Origin of the sequence: Streptomyces hygroscopicus, assembly GCF_026168105.1 — a bacterium.
Lineage (GTDB): Bacteria > Actinomycetota > Actinomycetes > Streptomycetales > Streptomycetaceae > Streptomyces > Streptomyces hygroscopicus_D.
In genome coordinates this window covers 36,127-52,898 of record NZ_LBMW01000011.1, presented here as the reverse complement: position 1 = coordinate 52,898, position 16,772 = coordinate 36,127, and the positions used below count along the sequence as shown (strand labels likewise).

Below are 16,772 nucleotides of genomic sequence, written 5' to 3'. Positions count from 1 at the left end.
GTTCCCCCCGGAGGAGGTGTGGCGTACGCCACCCTTCCCCCGGTCCACGACACACAAGGGGGGCTTTCGGTTCCGTACGGCGTCGATAATCGAGCGCGTGACCGATCTTGCAACGCGTACGGCGCCGCCCCGCACCGGCGCCGTACGACGCGCCGCCCCCGCCCTGGTGGGCTATGCGGCCGTCCGGGCCCTGGGCCTCGTCGTGCTCGCGCTGTGGAGCGCGGCGCGCGGCACGAGCGCGCACACGCTGCTGACCGCTCGCTGGGACTCGCTCTGGTACACCCGGGTCGCGGCCCTCGGCTACGGCTACGAGGTCCGCCTTCCGAACGGCGACGTGCACTCCAACCTCGCCTTCTTCCCGCTCCTGCCGTGGCTGGAGCGGCTGGGCGCGGCGGTGACCCCGCTGTCGTACGCCGACGCGGGCCTCGTCGTCGCCACACTCGCCTCGCTCGCCGCGGCCTGGGGAATCTTCGCGGTCGCGGACCGGGTGTACGGCCCCCGCGTGGGCGTCGGTGCGGTGCTGCTGTGGGCGGTGCTGCCGGTCGGGATCGTGCAGTCGATGGCGTACAGCGAGTCCCTGTTCACGGCGCTCGCCGCGTGGGCGCTGTACGCGGTCCTGACGGGCCGCTGGGTGACGGCGGGCGTCCTCGCCTCGCTGGCCGGCCTGACCCGGCCGGTGGGCGCGGCCGTCGTCGCAGCCGTGTGGACTTCGGCGGCCGTCTCGTACGTACGGGACCGGCGCACGCCCCCGGCGGACGGCGGCTCCGCCGTCCGCCGGACCGCCGGCGTGCTCCTAGCGCCTCTCGGTGCCGCCGGCTACGTGCTGTGGGTCGGTCACCGCACCGGCAAGGGCCCCTTCGGCTACCTCGACGTGCAGGCGGGCTGGCGCAACGGCTTCGACGGCGGTTACGCCTTTGCCCGCTTCATCGCAGGCAAATTCACCTCGCTGCCCTCGGCGGCGGCCGGCGTGGGGCTGATCGCCGGGGTCGTGCTGATCATCTGGCTGTACGTGGTGTGCGTCCGGCAGGGCCAGCCGCTCCCGCTGCTCGTGTACGCGGGTGCCGTCACCGCGCTCGCCCTGTGCGCGTCGAGCTACTTCGGCTCGAAGCCACGTCTCCTGCTGCCCGCCTTCCCCCTGCTGCTGCCCCTGGCGCGGACCCTCGTCCGGGCGCGTCCGTCCAGGTCGGCGGCGGTCCTGGGCGGTCTCGCCGCGGCGTCGGCCGTCTACGGCGCGTTCTGGCTGAACGGCGCGGGTCCGCCATGATCCACTTGTCACCACATGATCCACTCGTGACCAACAGTGAGCGACCGGGGAATTTCTCCCCAGCATTCGGTGAACGAATAGACAAGCGCCATATAACGCGTACACCTGGTGATCATTGGAATTGACGGAAGTGCGCGGCCACGATTAGGGAATCCATAGTAATAAACACCCGCTGAGAGGAATCCCACATCACATCGTCATCACAACCGCAGTGAATCGGGCGGGTGGGCAGCTCACTCGCTGTAACGTCGATTGAGTGCGTACCGAACGAATGCTGAGCCGTCTGGACCGGGTCTTCGCCCGGTTGGACCGTGAGCCGGGACGGCCGGCCGACATCGATGTGCCCAGGATGAGCCGGCACCGAGTGGTTCTCTTCTCGGCAACGCTGGCCTTCTACGTGGCAATCGTGTGGGCCGTGGTCGTCTCCTCCTGGCTGGTCCGGCTGGACTGGCAGGTCATGTTCTTCCGGCCGTACCAGCAGTGGCCGCAGATTCACGCGTTCCTCGACTACTACGTGGTGCTGGGCCAGCGCGGCCCCACCGCCACGATGATCGCGTCCTGGCTGGGCTGGCGCGCCTGGCGGCAGCACACCCTGCGCCCGCTGCTCACGCTGGCCACGGCCCTGCTCCTGCTCAACATCACGGTCGGCGCCGCCAAGTACGGCATGGGCCGCCTCGGGCCGCACTACGCGACCGTCATCGGGGCGAACGAGATGTGGCGCGGCGGCGATATATTTCCCAGCGGCCACACCGCGAACGCCGTGGTGACCTGGGGCATCCTCGCCTATCTGGCCTCCACGCCGCGGGCCCGGCGCTGGCTGTCCGCGGCCTCCGCGGTGACTGCCCTCGGCGTCGGCCTCACGACGGTCTACCTCGGTACGCACTGGCTGAGCGATGTGCTCCTCGGCTGGGCCGCGGGTCTGCTGATCATGCTGGCGCTGCCCTGGTTCGAGCCGCTGATCGCCCGTGCCGAGACGAGCATCCTCGCGGCGCGGGACCGCCGGCGCAGCCGCCGTGCCACCCCGGTGCCCGCGCCTGCCCCGGTCGGCACGCCCTCACCGGTCGTCGCACCGCCGCGCCCGGCCACCGGCGAGGAGGTGCCCGTCAGGGAGCCGGTGGCCGCCGGCCGGGCGTCCCGTCCGCCGGCCTATCTGGCCCCCGGCCCGCACATGACGCGTGCGGAGCGGACCCCGGTCACACCGGTGGGCAGCCGCCGCCCGCCGCACCCGGACCGAGTGTCGCGCGGCACGGCCTCCGCCCGGCCGCTGGCGGGCGGCTGAGCAACGGACTCGCGGGGAGCGGTACGCACTCCTGCCCGCATGGCGAAGGCCCCGGCTCGCACCGAGCCGGGGCCTTCGCCATGCCCTGGGCCGCCCGGGCGCGTCTGGCCGGTCAGCCCTTCCAGCAGCGCCTGACTCTGCCGTTCTCGACCTCGAAGTTCAGCCGTCCGACGCGGTACTCCATGGTGATGACCGTGCCCGGCGGCAGCGAGCGGACCGCGCTCCAGCCGCGCTCGTGGGCGAGCCGCTCGGCCTGGTGGGCCTCCAGGCCGACGTACGCCTCCGGAGAGTCATCGGGTTCGGCGTCAGGGGTGGGATGGGGAGCCATGCCGCCACGTTAGGCCGCGGGCCCCCGGCGCGGTAGTCCCGGCGCCGCCACCCTGGCCACACATACCCCTCCGGTCACGCTTCTGTCACAGAATCACGACGCCGGTTCGCCTCGACAGGGTCACACGTATGGGCGTTCCGACAGCTGCCCGGCACCGCTTCGAACGCAATTCTGAACCAACTCGTGCGGCCTCCGAAGCGGCTCAGAATAAACCTGCGGAAAGGGCGCCGCGGAGTTCATTCCGAATTCTTTCCCATGAGATTTCGGTAAGCGCCGCACCATCTGACTCCGCATAACACATACACGGCTTCAGCACAGAATCCCCCCGTGCCGACGTGCCCGACCGCGGGACTGCCCATGCCTCACGGTGTGGGGTCGGACGAGCGACGGGCATCACCCGGAGTACGCGCCCGGGGCCGCTCCGTCCGTTCGACGGCCCGGGACAGCCGGTCCCTCGCCGTCCTGATGACGTCCGTCAGTTCGGCGGGCTCCAGAACCTCGAACTCGAAGCCAGTCATCATGACGTGAATCACCATCACATCGAGGTTCGGGGCCCCGGTGCGCAACAGACAGCTCGCGTGGGTCTCCGCCTCCAGCGTCCCCGCCGACGGCGAGATCCGCTCCGCCGCGTCGGCCAGGGGCACCAGCAGCCGTACGACGGCGTGCGCGGCGTACGCGCGGGTGGAGACCCCCTTCGACACATACGCGGCCAGGTCCTCGGCCGGCGGCGTCTGCGGGGTGAATCGGGGACCGTGCGGCGGCTTCGGGGTGATGCGGTCGACGCGGAACGTGCGCCAGTCGCCGCGGTCGACGTCCCAGGCGACCAGGTACCAGCGGCGCTCGGTGCACACCAGGCGGTACGGCTCGACCGTGCGCCGGGTCGGGGCGCCGCCGTAATCCCGGTATTCGAAGCGCAGCCGTTCCGCGTCGCGGCAGAGGTGGGCGATTTCGGTGAGGAGGGCCGGGTCGACGGCGGAGGGCAGGGGGCCGCGCATCATCGGCACGGTGAACGCGTTGAGGGCGCTCACCCGGCGGCGCAGCCGCGTCGGCAGCACCTGTTCCAGCTTGGTGAGGGCGCGTACGGAGGTCTCGCCGATGCCCTCGATGCCCTGCCCGGCCGCTGTGCGCAGTCCGACCGCCACGGCGACCGCCTCGTCGTCGTCCAAAAGCAGCGGCGGCAGCTCGGCCCCCGCGCCCAGCTGATAGCCGCCGCCGGTGCCGGGGCTGGCGTTGACGGGGTAACCCAGCTCCCGCAGCCGGTCCACGTCCCGGCGCACCGTGCGGGGGCTGACGCCGAGCCGTTCGGCGAGATCGGCTCCGGACCATTCGCGGTGGGCCTGGAGCAGGGACAGCAGGCGCAGCAGTCGTGCCGAGGTCTCCAGCATGGCCTCGAGTCTGCCAGCCTTTGCGGACAGCTTGTGTCCGCAAAGGCCGAAGCGGTCAGCCGACGGCGCTGACGGTCACCGACAGGTCGTTGTCGACCGTGTAGTACGGCCGGGCCTCCACCTCGCCGTGCTCGGCGCGCACCGCGGCCTTGGGGTAGCGGAAGACCGGTCTCTTGTCCGCGACGTCGTCGAGGAGGCGGGCGATCCGCACCCTCGGCCCCCGCTCCCCGGCCGGGCGCAGCCACAGGTCCCAGATGCCGGGGGCGAGCGGCGCGTACGGCACGGTGAAACCGAACTCCGTCTCCCGCGCGGTGACATCGGCGCGGAGCACGGACTTGCGGCCGCCGCGCGCGCGGACCTCGGCGTAGGCCTCCGGCGCGAGCCCGGTGCCGTAGACCCGGCCGCTGACTCTCAGCTCGCCACCGTCGATCCGCAGGTCACCCGCCTCGGCGTGCGGGGCGCGCAGCCAGCTGCGGACGGCGAGGGTGCCTTCCCTGGTGGTGTACGGGATGCGGACGGCGATCCTGGCGGCCATGTCGCCGGGCACCCGGTGCCCGAGGGAACGCAGATCGTTGACGCCTGGCACCAGTCGGCGGGGCTCGCCGTCGGCGAACTGCGCGTACGCCTCCCAGCGGCCTTCGGGCAGTTCGACGCTGCTGGGGAGGGCGGCGCGCAGCCGGCCGCTCTCGGCCGGGGCGAGCGGCAGCGCGACCTCCTCGCCGTCGCGGCGGCGCAGCACCAGGTGGGCCGGGCCCGGGTCGCCGGTGCCGCCGATGTCGAAGGTCAGCCCGCCCGCCGCGTCGGCGACGCTGTCGGCGCACAGGGCCGGGGCGGTGCGCTCGTGCCGGGCCCGCGGGGCCTCGGTCATCATGCGAGGTGCCCCTTCGCGCGTGCGCCGCGCCCTGCCTCCCGCACGGCCTGGGCACCGCCGGGCAGGGCCGCCCCGGTGCGCCTCCGCCCGCCACGCAGCCGGCCGCCCCGCGGAACGGTGCCGGCGCACAGGCACCGGTGCCGTTCGGCGATGCGTGCCGGGCGGAGGCGCGCGGAGTCCTCCGGCGCCGCGGCCGCCGTCCGCCGCCGTAGCGCCTCGCCGTCGGCGATATCCAGCAGGCCCGCGGCGACGGCGTCACCGGCCCCGGCGGAGCGTCCGTCGGCACCGCTGCGGATGGTCCCAAGGGGCCCGTGCGGGCAGTCGGTGGAGACGACGGACGGTACGCAGCGCACGGCCCCGACGCTCGAGACGCCGAGCCGCCCGGCCGTCGCCATCCGCTCGGCCGGGCCGTGGGTGGGGACGAGGCCCGGCGCGGGCGCGGGGTGGTACGTAGCGCGGTTCGTCCCTCCGCTCCCGGACGCGTCGTGTACCAGGAAAGAGATGTACATGCGTACCTGGATTCCCTTGGCCGCCCCCGCCGCTCGATTAGACCCGGGGGTGCGGCGGCCGGTTGGGGATCATGGCCATGTTGTGGCGGAACCGTTGTCCCATCGGTAGCCGATCCTGGGAACCTCTCGGCCCTTGAACGCGTCAGGGCTCGTACGCCAGCTGCGGCACGTCGAAGCAGGTCGCGTTCATGTCGCCCTGGCCCACCCAGCCCTTCGCGTCCTCCCAGCGTGCCACGGAGAGGCACGCCCTGCGCGTCGCCGGGGGCGTCGCCAGGCGCTCGAACGTGACGGGGAGCAGCAGCCCGTCGGCCGTGTACGGCTTCCCCGCGTTCATGAAACGTTCGACGCACGCGCGTGTGACCTCCGTGCCGCAGGACCTCGCGGCGTCCGTGAACCACATCGCCGCCGCCCAGCCCTCCAGCTGCCACTGGGAGTGCATGCTCAGGCCCCGGGTCGCGTCCCGGAACGCGCGGACGGCCCGGTCGCCGGTGTCCTCGTAGTTGCGGCTGGAGCCGGTCGCCCACAGAGCGTTGCGGCACCGTGGGGAGTCCTTGTAGTCCTCGGGGACCGTCGACGTCCAGTTCTGCACATTGGTGACCTTGGCGATGATCTTCGCTCCGATCCGGTCGAGGGCCTGGCACAACTGGGCGTTGCCGTGCGTGTCCAGGGCGTCGAAGACCAGGTCGGCGCCCTGCTGCTTGAGGTCGGCGGCGGCCGCACGGAAGTTCGGCAGCGCGAAGTCGACCTGCTCGGTGACGACCTTGTAGCCCTCGGCCGCGAGGCCCCGGGCGACGAGCCGGGCGTACGCGGCCGACGCGGACTGGTTGTAGGAGACGACGGCGGCCGTGCGGGCTCCCTGGCGCTGCTTGAAGTAGCGGTAGACCTCGGTGCCCCCGTACAGCTTCCCGCCCCAGCCCGCCGTGCCGGTGCGCGGCGCGAGGCTGCCGTAGATGCCGTACAGATGCGGATAGGTGTCGTAGGCGGCGCCGATGGGCTGGCCTCCGATGTCGGGCACGGCGGCGGCGGACACACGGGAGGCGCCCGCGTACTCGAGCGAGGTGGTGGCGACCAGGGCGACGACCCTGTCCTCGTCGATCAGCTTGCGTACGCACTCGTTGTTGCCGACACCGCTGCCGCCGTCGTCGCACGTGTGCACCTCCACGCGGCGGCCGGCGATCCCGCCGCGCGCGTCGAGGCGGTCGAAATACGCCTGGGCGCCATCACGCGGACCGGTGAACGCGGAGCTGCCGACCGGGCTGGTGGCGCTGGTGACGATGCCGACCCGGATCGGCTCGGCGCTCTGGTACCGCGACGGCGTCGAGCGGTTCTCGAAGTCGCGCTCGGGCAGCCGGCTGCCGCAGGCCGTGACCAGCAGGACCAGACCCGTGGCGAGGGCGGCGGCCGCCCGGTGAGGTGCGCGCACGGCCGGTCAGCAGCCCGGAGCGGCGCTCGCCGACGCGTTGCCGCTGAGCTGCACCAGTGCGCAGAGCGTCTTGTCGGACACCTTCCAGGTGCCGTTCTGCTCGACGGCCGTGCCGGACGCTTTCGGCAGGGCGGTGGCGCCCTTGAGGGTCAGCGAGTACGTCACGTCGGCGTCGGCCGGGGAGGTGAACTGCACCTTCTGCACGACCGCCTGGACCTGCCGGCCGCGCCGGTCACCGTTGAAGCCCCGCAGCACCGGGCCCATCCGGTCACCGTTCTCCAGCACGGCGGCCTTGTCCTCGAGGGAGACGGACGGGTCGAAGAACCTCGTCCAGTTCCGCCTGATCTGCTGCTCGGCCTCCGCCGGGTCCGAGGGGGCGGTCGGGCTGGGCGGGGCGCTCGTCGGCCGCTCGACCGAGGGTGTGGGCGGGCTGCTGCTTCCGCCACCGCTCCGGTCGCTGCACGCTCCGACGGCCGGGCCCAGGAGCAGGACGGCGACCGCCGCCCACGCCGGCGCCCGTCCGGGGCCGAGCGCCCGCCCCTCGCAGCCCCGCCCGAGGTCGCTCCCCAGAACCATGTGACTCACCACCAGGTGTCGGTCCGGGCCATGTGCGCCCGGCGCTTTCAGGGACAGCTTCCAGAAGGCATAGTGCAAGCCATCGGCTGACATGGACAGACACACGACGTGGGAGCCGCCATGCGGACTGCTCGACTGCGGACTGTGCACCCGGTCCTCTGGGCCGGGTGGGCCGCGCTCGCCGCGGGAGCGGTGCTGTGCGTCATCGGCTGGTACGGCATCTCGGGCGAGCGCTACGCGGAGCGGCAGTTGCCCTATCTGGCTTCCTGCACCGTGCCGGGCGCCGCGCTGATCATCGCCGGTTCGGTGCTCCTCACCCACGGCGGGAACGCGGCGGCCGCCGCACGCCTGGAGGAGCTGTACGCGCTTCTGGTGGCCGCCGACGCGGACGACCCCGCCGACGAGTCCGGGCGTACGGCGGACCTGCCCGTCGCGGGCGGCGGGGAGTTGCTGATGGTGCCGGGCGGCACGCTGTGGCACCGCGCGGACTGTCCCCTGGTGACCGGCAAGTCGGAGGCCGTACCGGTGGGCTCATGGAGGCGGGCGGACGGGCAGTTGAGACCGTGTCCGGTGTGCGAACCGCCCGCGACCGGTCCGGACGGCTGAGGGCGGACGGCTCATGGCCTCGTTCACCTACGACCTCACCCTCGCCGGTCTCTCGGTCGGCAGCGCCGCCGCGCTCACCGGGATCGGGCTGGTGGTCACCTACCGGGCGACCGGAGTGCTGAACTTCGCGCACGGCGCGATCGCGATGCTGTGCGCGTATGTGCTGCGGCAGTTCACCGTGGAGTGGGGCTGGCCGCTCGCGCTGGGCGCGGCGGTCACGCTCCTTGTCGTGGCGCCGGGCATCGGCGTGGTGCTGGAACGCGTCGTGTTCCGGCCGCTGTCGATGCTCGGCGGGGATCCGGCGCGGACGCTGGTCGCGTCCATCGGGGTGTTCGTGCTGCTGGTCGGCGGGGCGGAGCTGGTGTGGGGTCCGGGCGCGCGCGCGGACGCGCCGACGCTGGTGTCCGCTGATCCCTGGGGACAGTTGGCGGTCGCGGTGGTCCTGGCCTCCGGTGTCACGGCGGTGACGCGCTGGACGCGTTTCGGGCGGGAGCTGCGCGCGGTGGTCGACGACCGCTCGCTGGCCGTCCTCGGCGGCGTCGACGCGGACCGGGTGGCAGCGGCGGGCTGGGCGTTCGGCGCGTTCACGGCGGGGCTGACGGGCGTGCTGCTCGCGCCGTACGTGCGTCTGGACCCGTTCGGAATGTCCCTGCTGGTGATGGAGGTGGTGGCGGTCGCGGTGGCGGCCCGGATGCGCAGCCTGACCGTGGCGGTCGTGGTGGCGCTGGGCATCGGCGTCGCGCAGAGCCAGCTGACGCGGCTTCACCCGTCGGGCTGGCGCGAACCCCTGGTGCAGGCGGTCGGTGCCAACCTCTTCGTGGTGGCGCTGCTCGCCGGGGCCCTGGTGCTGCCCGGCATCGGCACGCGCGACGCCCTGCCGCGCACGGCGGCCGTCCGGGTGCCGAGCCCGCCGGGCGCCTGGATCGTGGCGGTGGTGCTGTTCCTGCTCCCGCTCGGCTTCGCGGGCTCGGACCTGCACACGTCGGTCCAGGTGCCCGCGTTGTGCGTGGTGCTGCTGTCCCTGGTGGTCGTCAGCGGGCGCGGTGGCCAGATCTCGCTGGGGCAGGCGGCGTACGCAGGCCTGGGCGCCCTGTTCACGGCGCTGCTCGCGGCGGGCCGCTTCCCGGGCCTGCCCCGGCTTCCCGAACTGGCGGCGCTCGCGGTGGCGGTGGTCCTGATCGCGCCCCTGGGTCTGCTGACCGGCTGGCCCGCGATCGGCCGCCGGGGCCTGGCACCGGCACTGGCGACGTTCGCCGTGGGCGTGGGGGTGAGCCGCTTCGTCTTCGCACAGCCTTACGCGACGTCGGGCCTGTCGCTGAACCGCCCGGCGGGCTTCGACGGGGACCGGGCGTACTACCTGCTCGAACTGGTCCTCCTGGCAGTGGCGTTGTCGGCGGCGCTCGCGCTGCGCCGGGGCCGCACGGGCCGGGCGCTCGCGGCCATGCGGGACCATGAGGCGGGGGCTTCGGCGGCGGGCGTCCGGGTTCCTGCGCTCAAGGTGCTGGCCTTCGTCTCGGGCGCGGCGCTGGCCGCGCTCGGCGGCGGCATGCTCGGCATGGGTCTACGAGCCTTCGACCCCGGGGTGTACGACCCCGTCCGCGGCCTGCTCTGGTTCGCCGCGGTGGTGGTACTGGGCGCGGACAGCGTCCTCGGCGCCCTGGCCGCCGCGGCCCTGCTGGTGGGCCTCGACGCGGGTGCGCGGGGCGGGATCGCGGCGGCGCTGATCGGCGTGCTCGCGCTCCTCGTCGGCCGCTTCCCCGACGGCCCGTACGAGGCCCTGCGCACGGCGACGTCCCGTCTCGGCCCGCGTCACCGCCCGAGGCTCACGCCGTTGGGGGCGCGGGTGCGCGGGAGGCTGCGGGGGCCGCTGGGCTCCCGGGCGCCTGCGGCGCCGGTACCGACCGCCCTCGACACGGGAGACGAGCCGGGGAACCGAACACGAGCCCGCGCGGACCGCACACGGACCGGCTCAACGGACGGGGCACGGGCCGGCGGGACCGGCACGACCGACGTGACCGAAAGACGAGGGGCCGAGGGGCGCGGAACCGGCAGGGCCGACGCAACCGAAGGACGCGCGACCGACGGACGCGAGACCGGCACGACCGACGTGACCGAAGCGCACGGGACCGAGGGGCGCGAGACCGACGGGACCGACAGGGCCGCCGGGACCGGCACAACCGCCGGGACCGGCACGACCGAAAGACACGGCACCGGCACGACCGAACGGCGTGGGACCGGCACGACCGGCAGAACGCAGGCCGGTGCAGCGGGCCAAGCGCCGGTCGGCGTGGTCCACCACCCCCCAGTCCGCCCGGCCGGCCGCCGGGCACGGACCGGTGGGGAGCCCTTGCCCCGCCCCCGCAGCGGTCGCTCCCGGCCGCTGCCCGCCCCCGGCATCGGTTCCCGGGCGGGCGGCGGGAACGGTGCTCCCCTGCTCTCCGCCCGCCGGCTCCATGTCCGCTACGGTGGCTTCACCGCGCTCGACGGTGTCGATCTCGACGTCCGGCCCGGCCTGGTCACCGCCGTAGTCGGGCCCAACGGCGCCGGAAAGAGCACCCTGTTCCACTGTCTCGCCGGGACCGTGCGCCCCGCGCGCGGGAAGGTGCTCCTCGGTGAGCGAGACATCACCCGGCTGGCCGCGCACGCCCGCACCCGGCTCGGCATCGCGCGGACCTTCCAACAGCTGGCGGTCTTCCCTTCGTTGACCGTGGCCGAGAACGTCAGGGTCGGTGCCGAGCAGGGACGCCTCGCCGATCCGGGCGCGGTGGAGCGCTCCCTGCGGCTGCTCGGCCTCGACGGCCGGGTACGGGCGCTGCCGGCGGCAGGGCTGCCGACGGGCACCCTCCGGCGCGTCGAACTGGCCCGGGCACTCGCCGCAAGCCCCCGCGTCCTGTTGCTCGACGAACCCGCGGCCGGACTCGACTCCGCCGAGATCACCGCCCTGGCCCGGGTGCTGCGGGCGCTCGCCGCGGACGGCACCGCACTGCTCGTCGTGGAGCACGACCTCGACCTGGTGGCCGACCTCGCCGACGTGGTCCATGTGATGACCGCGGGCCGCGTCGTCGCCTCCGGGCCCGCCGGCCGCGTACTGGAAGGCGGCGGGTCATGAGCGTCGCCCTGCGCCACGCGCGCGTGCGCTACGGCCCCCTCGAGGCCCTGCACGGCGTCACGCTGATGGCGCCCGGTCCCGGTCCGACCGTCCTGCTGGGCCGCAACGGCTCCGGCCGTACGACCGTGCTGCGCGCCCTCGCCGGTCTCGTCCCGCTGTCCGGCGGGGCCGTCGTCTGGGACGGGACCGAGGTGACCCGGATGCCCGCCTACGAACGGGCCCGGCGCGGAATGTGCCTGGTCCCGGAACGAGGGGCGGTCTTCGGTTCCCTGACGGTCCGCGAGAACCTGGAGCTGGCCGCGCCGGACATCGCCGCTGCCCTCGGCGCCTATCCGCAGCTGGGGCCACTCCTGCCCCGTCGCGCCCGAACGCTCTCCGGCGGCGAGCAGCGCATGCTCGCGCTCTCCCGCGCCCTGCTGGCACGCGCGCGCGTGGTGCTCGTCGACGAGCCGGCCCAGGGCATGTCGCCGGAGGTCGCGGCCCGTACGTACCAGCTGCTGGGCGCCCTCGACGCCTGTGTGGTCCTCGCCGAACAGCGGCTGCCCCCGGCGCTCGGGGCGCCGGCCGGCCGTACCGTCCTCGTCCACGAGCTGCGCCGCGGAACGCTGGTGTTCAGCGGGGAGGCGGCGGAGTTCGGCAACCGTGACCCTGAACCGCGACGACGTGGGCCCTGACGCCGCGGCACGGCGTCAGGGCCCACGATGCACGGTCAGATGGCGAGCCGCTGCCCGGGCACGATCATGTCCGGGTCACCCCCGATGACCGACTTGTTGCGCTCGTACAGCCGCTGCCAGGTGGTGCCGTACCGCTCGGCGATATCGCTGAGGGTGTCGCCGCTGCGGACGGTGTAGTGGCCGTGGCCGCCGCGGGAGGACCCGCGACCGGTGTGGCCCGTCGAGCGCTCCGGCGCCTTCCACGTCTGCTTCGACGGGGCGGATTCGGTGGTCGTGGAACGCGAGGACGAGCTCGAGGCGGCCTCGCCGCCCGACGCGGCGGGCGCGCTGCCGCCCGCTCCGGCGCGCCCCGAGCAGACGGGCCACGCGCCCCAGCCCTGAGCGTTCTGCACCTTGGTGGCGACGGTGATCTGCGCCTGCTCGGAGGCCTGGTCGGCGGTCGGGGCGTAGGCCGTACCGCCGTACGCGCGCCAGGTGCCGGCGGAGAACTGCAGTCCTCCGTAGTAGCCGTTGCCGGTGTTGATGTGCCAGTTCCCGCCGCTTTCGCACTGGGCGATGCGGTCCCACACTCCCCCGTCGGCCGCGGCGGCGTCGCCGGTCGCGGCGAGCAGTCCGAGCGGTGCGAGCAGGGCCGCGCCGGCGAGGACCGCCGTCGTACGAGTCGTACGGGTCTTACGGGTGTTATCGGCACATTCGGACATGTAATTCCCTCTCCACGAACCCGGGATCCCCCAAGGCGGGGCGCATCGGTCCGCGCATGGAGCGCGGTCGTCGCGCGCCGCCCCGTCCACCGGAAGTGGTGCTGCGCGCCGGCTGTGCGGCGCGGCCGGTGGACGTACCCCGGGCGGTGCTCGTTGCACACGGCGGAGGAATCTAGGCAGGTCGGCCGCCTGGCATCAACCAACCCCTTGTCGTTCCAGGCCAGTTCGCCGTTACCGAAGGTATCGTCAATTTTCGGCCACCCATTTCATTCGCCGATTTCGTGATTTGTCGACCAGCAGGTCCGACGATCTGTGAGTCACCTCACGGAGGCAACTTCCCTTGGTCTCATACACGTTGGCGTGGAGTGACAGATTCCGCGCAAGGCCTCACCCTGCGCATCGGATGGTTCGATTCCGTTCGCTCCCGGGCGTGACTCCGGCCACAGATCGCCCGTTGTCATCTTCATGAGCCGGGGACCGCCGGGCTCATGGGCCGGGAGCCACCCGGCACCGTCACGCACCGCATCCCGAGGGAGCCACCCGTGCCGCGCATGCTCGACGTCAGCGACGCCGTACGCGCCGAGATCGGCGACGAAGAAGCCGATCGGCTGCTCGCCGGAGAGAACGCCCCGGGCAGTTACGACTGCACCTCCTGCCGCACCCCGGGCGACTCCGAGCAGGAGCGCACCAGCACCGTTCTGTTCATCGGCGAGGAGACCGCCGTCCTCGCCTTCGCCCACGCCACCTGCCTGCCCTCCCAGGTCGTCCAGGTCACCGAGGAGCAGTTGCAGGGCGCCGTCCGTTCCATCGCCGCCGACGAGGGAATGGCCACGGCCGTGCCCGAGCAGGCGGTGCTGGGGGTCACCAGCGGACTGGTCCTGATCGCCGGGGAGTTGCACCCGGCACTCGTGGTGGAGCCGACCGCTCCCATCGTGCGCCCGGGCACGACCGGAGCAGGCGACGACTTCCTGCCCCTGCTCATCGAGCAGGGCTTCATGCCGCTGCCCGCGATCGAGTCGGTGCCGCCCGTGCTGCACGGCTGGTCGGTGCTGCTCGCCATGGGCCAGCTGCACGCCGTGCTGCAGCCCGGCAGCAACGGCGGGCAGCCGGTCGCCTGGTGGCAGGCGCACCAGCCGCTCCAGGTCACCGAGGGGTGGCGGGCGGCCGCCAACAAGCACCAGCAGGTGCTGATGTTCGCGGCACCGGTCGGTTCGATCGGCCGCCAGCCGCGCGAGGACCTGCTGCGTGACGCCCTGGACAAGGCTGCGGCGAACGGGAAGCTGGTGGCCGCCACCCTGCCACTGGCAGGCACCTGAGCCCCGCGGGGCGCACGGTCTCCGGGAGCGCTGGGCCGGCCTGCTGAACCGGCGTATCCGACCGCATCCCCTGGGCGGCGGGGTCGTTGGCACCTACGTGCACGCATATGACGTCCCCCGCCGCCAGTCCTATCAGCCCATCCCCTCCCGGCGAGTGGGCCAGGACCCCTCGGGCTGCTCATCGGCCACACCGATCTACGACGAGCTCTACGCCGAGTACGTCAAGTCCTTCCGGGCGTTCCCGGGCGACCGCAGCGGCGAGGAGGACATGGGCTTCACCGCGTTCTCCAACCCGCGGCACGACGCGGGCTCGTACGGCAGCGGGACGTACGGCACACACCACGGCACCCCCCAGCACGCGACGGGCCACCTGGCCGCCCACCATGGTCACTCGGCCGTAGCGACCGCCGTCTGGCAGCAGGTGGCGCAGCAGGCCAGGGGCATGCACCACGTCCCGGCGCTGCCGCCCGCGCCTCGCAGAGGCCTGTGAGCAACCCTCGAGGAGAACCTGAAGAGCACGGAGGAACGCGGAAGAGCGTGGAAGAACGCAAGGGGGCGGCCTCCCCGGAGGCCGCCCCTTTCGCGCTTCCCTACTTCTTCCTGCCGCGCTTCTCGCGCACGCGCACCGAGATGTGGATCGGCGACCCCTCGAAGCCGAACTCCTCGCGCAGCCGGCGCTCGATGAACCGGCGGTAGCTCGCCTCGATGAATCCGGTGGCGAAGAGCACGAACCGCGGGGGCTTGGTGCCCGCCTGCGTGCCGAAGAGGATGCGTGGCTGCTTTCCGCCGCGGACCGGGTGCGGGTGCGCGGCGACCAACTCGCCGAGGAAGGCGTTGAGGCGGCCCGTCGGAACACGGGTCTCCCAGCCGTCCAGGGCGGTCTCGATCGCCGGAACCAGCTTCTCCATGTGCCGTCCGGTGCGCGCCGACACGTTCACCCGCGGCGCCCACGCCACCTGGCCGAGCTCGGTCTCGATCTCCCGCTCCAGGTAGTAGCGGCGCTCCTCGTCCAGGGTGTCCCACTTGTTGTAGGCGATGACGAGGGCCCGGCCCGCCTCCACCGCCATGGTGATGATGCGCTGGTCCTGGACCGAGATGGACTCGGAGGCGTCGACCAGCACCACGGCGACCTCGGCCTTCTCGACAGCCGCCGCGGTGCGCAGCGAGGCGTAGTAGTCCGCGCCCTGCTGGAGGTGCACCCGCTTGCGGATGCCTGCCGTGTCGACGAACTTCCAGGTCTTGCCGCCCAGTTCGATCAGTTCGTCGACCGGGTCACGGGTGGTGCCCGCGAGTTCGTTGACGACGACGCGCTCCTCGCCGGCGACCTTGTTCAGCAGCGAGGACTTGCCGACGTTCGGGCGGCCGATCAGCGCGATGCGGCGCGGTCCGCCGACCGCGGTGCCGAAACTTTGGGCGGGCGCCTCGGGCAGGGCCTCCAGAACGGCGTCCAGCATGTCGCCGGTGCCGCGGCCGTGGAGGGCCGAGACGGGGTGGGGCTCGCCCAGGCCGAGGTTCCACAGGTACGCCGCGTCGGCCTCGCCGCTCGGGCCGTCCACCTTGTTGGCGGCCAGCACCACGGGCTTGCCCGCCTTGCGCAGCAGCCGCACGACGGCCTCGTCGGTGTCGGTCGCGCCGACCTTTGCGTCGACGACGAAGACGACCGCGTCGGCCGCCTCGATCGCGTACTCGGCCTGCGCGGCCACGGAGGCATCGATACCGAGGACGTCCTGCTCCCAGCCGCCGGTGTCGACGACCTTGAAGCGACGGCCCGCCCACTCGGCCTCGTAGGTGACGCGGTCGCGGGTGACCCCGGGCTTGTCCTCGACGACCGCCTCACGGCGGCCGATGATGCGGTTCACCAGAGTCGACTTGCCTACATTGGGGCGGCCGACGACCGCGAGCACGGGCAGCGGGCCGTGCCCGGCCTCCTCGATGGCGCCCTCGACGTCCTCGAGGTCGAAGCCCTCTTCCGCGGCGAGCTCCATGAACTCCGCGTACTCGGCGTCGCCGAGCGCCCCGTGCTCGTACGCGTGCTCTGCCGAGCCGTCGGGCTGGATGTCGTCGTTCATGAAGTCCGTACCTCGTTCATCGTGGTGATCGGTGGACACCGCACCGCGGTGATCCACTACTCAAGTGTCGCCTAGCGCCCGGTGAGACGCCTGGCGTCTTCCAGGTGCGCGGCGAGCTGCTTCTGGATGCGCACGGTGGCCTCGTCCAGTGCCTTGCGCGTACGGCGTCCGGTGCCGTCGCCCGCCTCGAAGGGGTCGCCGAAGACGACGTCCACACGGCTGCGCAGCGGAGGCAGCCCCTTTGTCAACCGTCCCTGCCGCTCGGAACTTCCCAGCACCGCGACCGGGACGATCGGCGCCCCGCTGCGGACCGCGAAGTATGCGAGCCCGGCGCGCAGGGAGGCGAAGTCGCCCTCGCCACGGGTGCCCTCGGGGAAGATGCCGAGCACTCCCCCGTTGCCCAGCACACCGAGGGCCTGGGTGACGGCCGCGCGGTCGGTGCCCTCACGGTCCACCTTCAGCTGGCCGATGCCGCGCAGGAAGAGGCCGAGCGGACCGACGAACGCCTCCTTCTTGATCAGGAAGTGCGTCGGCCGGGGTGCCACGCCCATGACCATCGGCCCGTCGATGTTGTGGGAGTGGTTGACCGCGAAGATCAACGAGCCGGTCGCAGGCACCTTCCAGGCGCCCAGCACGCGCGGCTTCCACAGCCCGTACATCAG

General features: G+C 72.9%; 16 protein-coding genes. 7 read left to right on the top strand and 9 right to left on the bottom strand.

Going from position 1 to position 16,772, the window contains the following annotated elements; translation table 11 throughout:
• The first annotated feature begins 97 nt into the window (after window positions 1–97).
• Together AAW14_RS13645 and AAW14_RS13640 are read left to right on the top strand one after the other, a co-directional pair.
• Window positions 98–1,264, top strand: a complete 1,167-nt coding sequence (locus AAW14_RS13645) for a glycosyltransferase family 39 protein (protein WP_265563600.1) — start codon at window positions 98–100, stop codon at window positions 1,262–1,264.
• A gap of 256 nt (window positions 1,265–1,520) precedes the next feature.
• Window positions 1,521–2,543: a phosphatase PAP2 family protein gene (locus tag AAW14_RS13640; protein ID WP_265563597.1), complete on the top strand. Its 1,023-nt coding sequence runs from the start codon at window positions 1,521–1,523 to the stop codon at window positions 2,541–2,543.
• 112 nt (window positions 2,544–2,655) lie between these two features.
• On the opposite strand, the gene AAW14_RS13635 is transcribed toward AAW14_RS13640, so the two are convergent.
• The 6 genes from AAW14_RS13635 to AAW14_RS13610 form a co-directional block, all read right to left on the bottom strand.
• Window positions 2,656–2,871: an I78 family peptidase inhibitor gene (locus AAW14_RS13635; RefSeq protein ID WP_265563595.1), complete on the bottom strand. Its 216-nt coding sequence runs from the start codon at window positions 2,869–2,871 to the stop codon at window positions 2,656–2,658.
• Window positions 2,872–3,233: 362 nt separating this feature from the next.
• The gene (locus AAW14_RS13630) at window positions 3,234–4,256 is read right to left on the bottom strand and encodes a helix-turn-helix transcriptional regulator (RefSeq protein WP_265563593.1); all 1,023 of its coding nucleotides are present in this window, start codon (window positions 4,254–4,256) and stop codon (window positions 3,234–3,236) included.
• A gap of 55 nt (window positions 4,257–4,311) precedes the next feature.
• Window positions 4,312–5,127 carry a hypothetical protein gene (locus AAW14_RS13625; RefSeq protein WP_265563592.1) on the bottom strand — a complete coding sequence of 272 codons (816 nt, stop codon included), beginning with the start codon at window positions 5,125–5,127 and terminating at the stop codon, window positions 4,312–4,314.
• Window positions 5,124–5,636: a hypothetical protein gene (locus AAW14_RS13620; protein ID WP_265563590.1), complete on the bottom strand. Its 513-nt coding sequence runs from the start codon at window positions 5,634–5,636 to the stop codon at window positions 5,124–5,126. Before AAW14_RS13620 ends, AAW14_RS13625 begins: the two co-directional genes overlap by 4 nt.
• Before the next feature lie 142 nt (window positions 5,637–5,778).
• Window positions 5,779–7,059: an ABC transporter substrate-binding protein gene (locus AAW14_RS13615; RefSeq protein ID WP_265563588.1), complete on the bottom strand. Its 1,281-nt coding sequence runs from the start codon at window positions 7,057–7,059 to the stop codon at window positions 5,779–5,781.
• Window positions 7,060–7,065: 6 nt separating this feature from the next.
• Entirely contained in the window at window positions 7,066–7,635 is a 570-nt protein-coding gene (locus AAW14_RS13610; RefSeq protein ID WP_265563586.1) for a hypothetical protein, read from the bottom strand.
• A 120-nt stretch (window positions 7,636–7,755) separates the two neighbouring features.
• Here AAW14_RS13610 and AAW14_RS13605 point away from each other — a divergent pair, with 120 nt between their 5' ends.
• Genes AAW14_RS13605 through AAW14_RS13595 form a run of 3 tightly spaced genes read left to right on the top strand, consistent with a single transcriptional unit; the run spans window position 7,756 to window position 12,024 of the window.
• Entirely contained in the window at window positions 7,756–8,241 is a 486-nt protein-coding gene (locus AAW14_RS13605; protein ID WP_265563584.1) for a hypothetical protein, read from the top strand.
• A gap of 13 nt (window positions 8,242–8,254) precedes the next feature.
• Complete coding sequence (locus AAW14_RS13600; protein WP_265563582.1) at window positions 8,255–11,350, top strand: ABC transporter permease subunit; 3,096 nt, start codon at window positions 8,255–8,257, stop codon at window positions 11,348–11,350.
• Entirely contained in the window at window positions 11,347–12,024 is a 678-nt protein-coding gene (locus AAW14_RS13595) for an ATP-binding cassette domain-containing protein (protein ID WP_265563580.1), read from the top strand. The genes AAW14_RS13600 and AAW14_RS13595 overlap by 4 nt, the downstream gene beginning before the upstream one ends.
• Window positions 12,025–12,059: 35 nt before the next feature.
• On the opposite strand, the gene AAW14_RS13590 is transcribed toward AAW14_RS13595, so the two are convergent.
• Entirely contained in the window at window positions 12,060–12,725 is a 666-nt protein-coding gene (locus tag AAW14_RS13590; RefSeq protein WP_265563578.1) for a transglycosylase family protein, read from the bottom strand.
• Between the two features lie 542 nt (window positions 12,726–13,267).
• Here AAW14_RS13590 and AAW14_RS13585 point away from each other — a divergent pair.
• On the top strand, window positions 13,268–14,041 hold the full coding sequence (locus AAW14_RS13585; RefSeq protein WP_265563576.1) for a hypothetical protein: 774 nt from the start codon (window positions 13,268–13,270) through the stop codon (window positions 14,039–14,041).
• A gap of 97 nt (window positions 14,042–14,138) precedes the next feature.
• The gene (locus AAW14_RS13580) at window positions 14,139–14,531 is read left to right on the top strand and encodes a hypothetical protein (protein WP_265563574.1); all 393 of its coding nucleotides are present in this window, start codon (window positions 14,139–14,141) and stop codon (window positions 14,529–14,531) included.
• Between the two features lie 100 nt (window positions 14,532–14,631).
• Here the strand turns inward: AAW14_RS13580 and der are convergent, their stop codons facing one another.
• Both der and AAW14_RS13570 read right to left on the bottom strand, forming a co-directional pair.
• Entirely contained in the window at window positions 14,632–16,110 is a 1,479-nt protein-coding gene (gene der, locus AAW14_RS13575; RefSeq protein WP_265563573.1) for a ribosome biogenesis GTPase Der, read from the bottom strand.
• A 71-nt stretch (window positions 16,111–16,181) separates the two neighbouring features.
• Complete coding sequence (locus AAW14_RS13570) at window positions 16,182–16,769, bottom strand: lysophospholipid acyltransferase family protein (RefSeq protein WP_265563803.1); 588 nt, start codon at window positions 16,767–16,769, stop codon at window positions 16,182–16,184.
• Window positions 16,770–16,772 lie beyond the last annotated feature (3 nt).

Bases quoted from the DNA above. Each gene is read 5' to 3' on its own strand.
- AAW14_RS13605 (WP_265563584.1), top strand. From the start codon at position 7,756: ATGCGGACTGCTCGACTGCGGACTGTGCACCCGGTCCTCTGGGCCGGG.
- AAW14_RS13620 (WP_265563590.1), bottom strand. From the start codon at position 5,636: ATGTACATCTCTTTCCTGGTACACGACGCGTCCGGGAGCGGAGGGACG.
- AAW14_RS13600 (WP_265563582.1), top strand. From the start codon at position 8,255: ATGGCCTCGTTCACCTACGACCTCACCCTCGCCGGTCTCTCGGTCGGC.
- AAW14_RS13625 (WP_265563592.1), bottom strand. From the start codon at position 5,127: ATGATGACCGAGGCCCCGCGGGCCCGGCACGAGCGCACCGCCCCGGCC.
- AAW14_RS13590 (WP_265563578.1), bottom strand. From the start codon at position 12,725: ATGTCCGAATGTGCCGATAACACCCGTAAGACCCGTACGACTCGTACG.
- AAW14_RS13610 (WP_265563586.1), bottom strand. From the start codon at position 7,635: ATGGTTCTGGGGAGCGACCTCGGGCGGGGCTGCGAGGGGCGGGCGCTC.
- AAW14_RS13630 (WP_265563593.1), bottom strand. From the start codon at position 4,256: ATGCTGGAGACCTCGGCACGACTGCTGCGCCTGCTGTCCCTGCTCCAG.
- der (WP_265563573.1), bottom strand. From the start codon at position 16,110: ATGAACGACGACATCCAGCCCGACGGCTCGGCAGAGCACGCGTACGAG.
- AAW14_RS13595 (WP_265563580.1), top strand. From the start codon at position 11,347: ATGAGCGTCGCCCTGCGCCACGCGCGCGTGCGCTACGGCCCCCTCGAG.
- AAW14_RS13635 (WP_265563595.1), bottom strand. From the start codon at position 2,871: ATGGCTCCCCATCCCACCCCTGACGCCGAACCCGATGACTCTCCGGAG.
- AAW14_RS13570 (WP_265563803.1), bottom strand. From the start codon at position 16,769: ATGTACGGGCTGTGGAAGCCGCGCGTGCTGGGCGCCTGGAAGGTGCCT.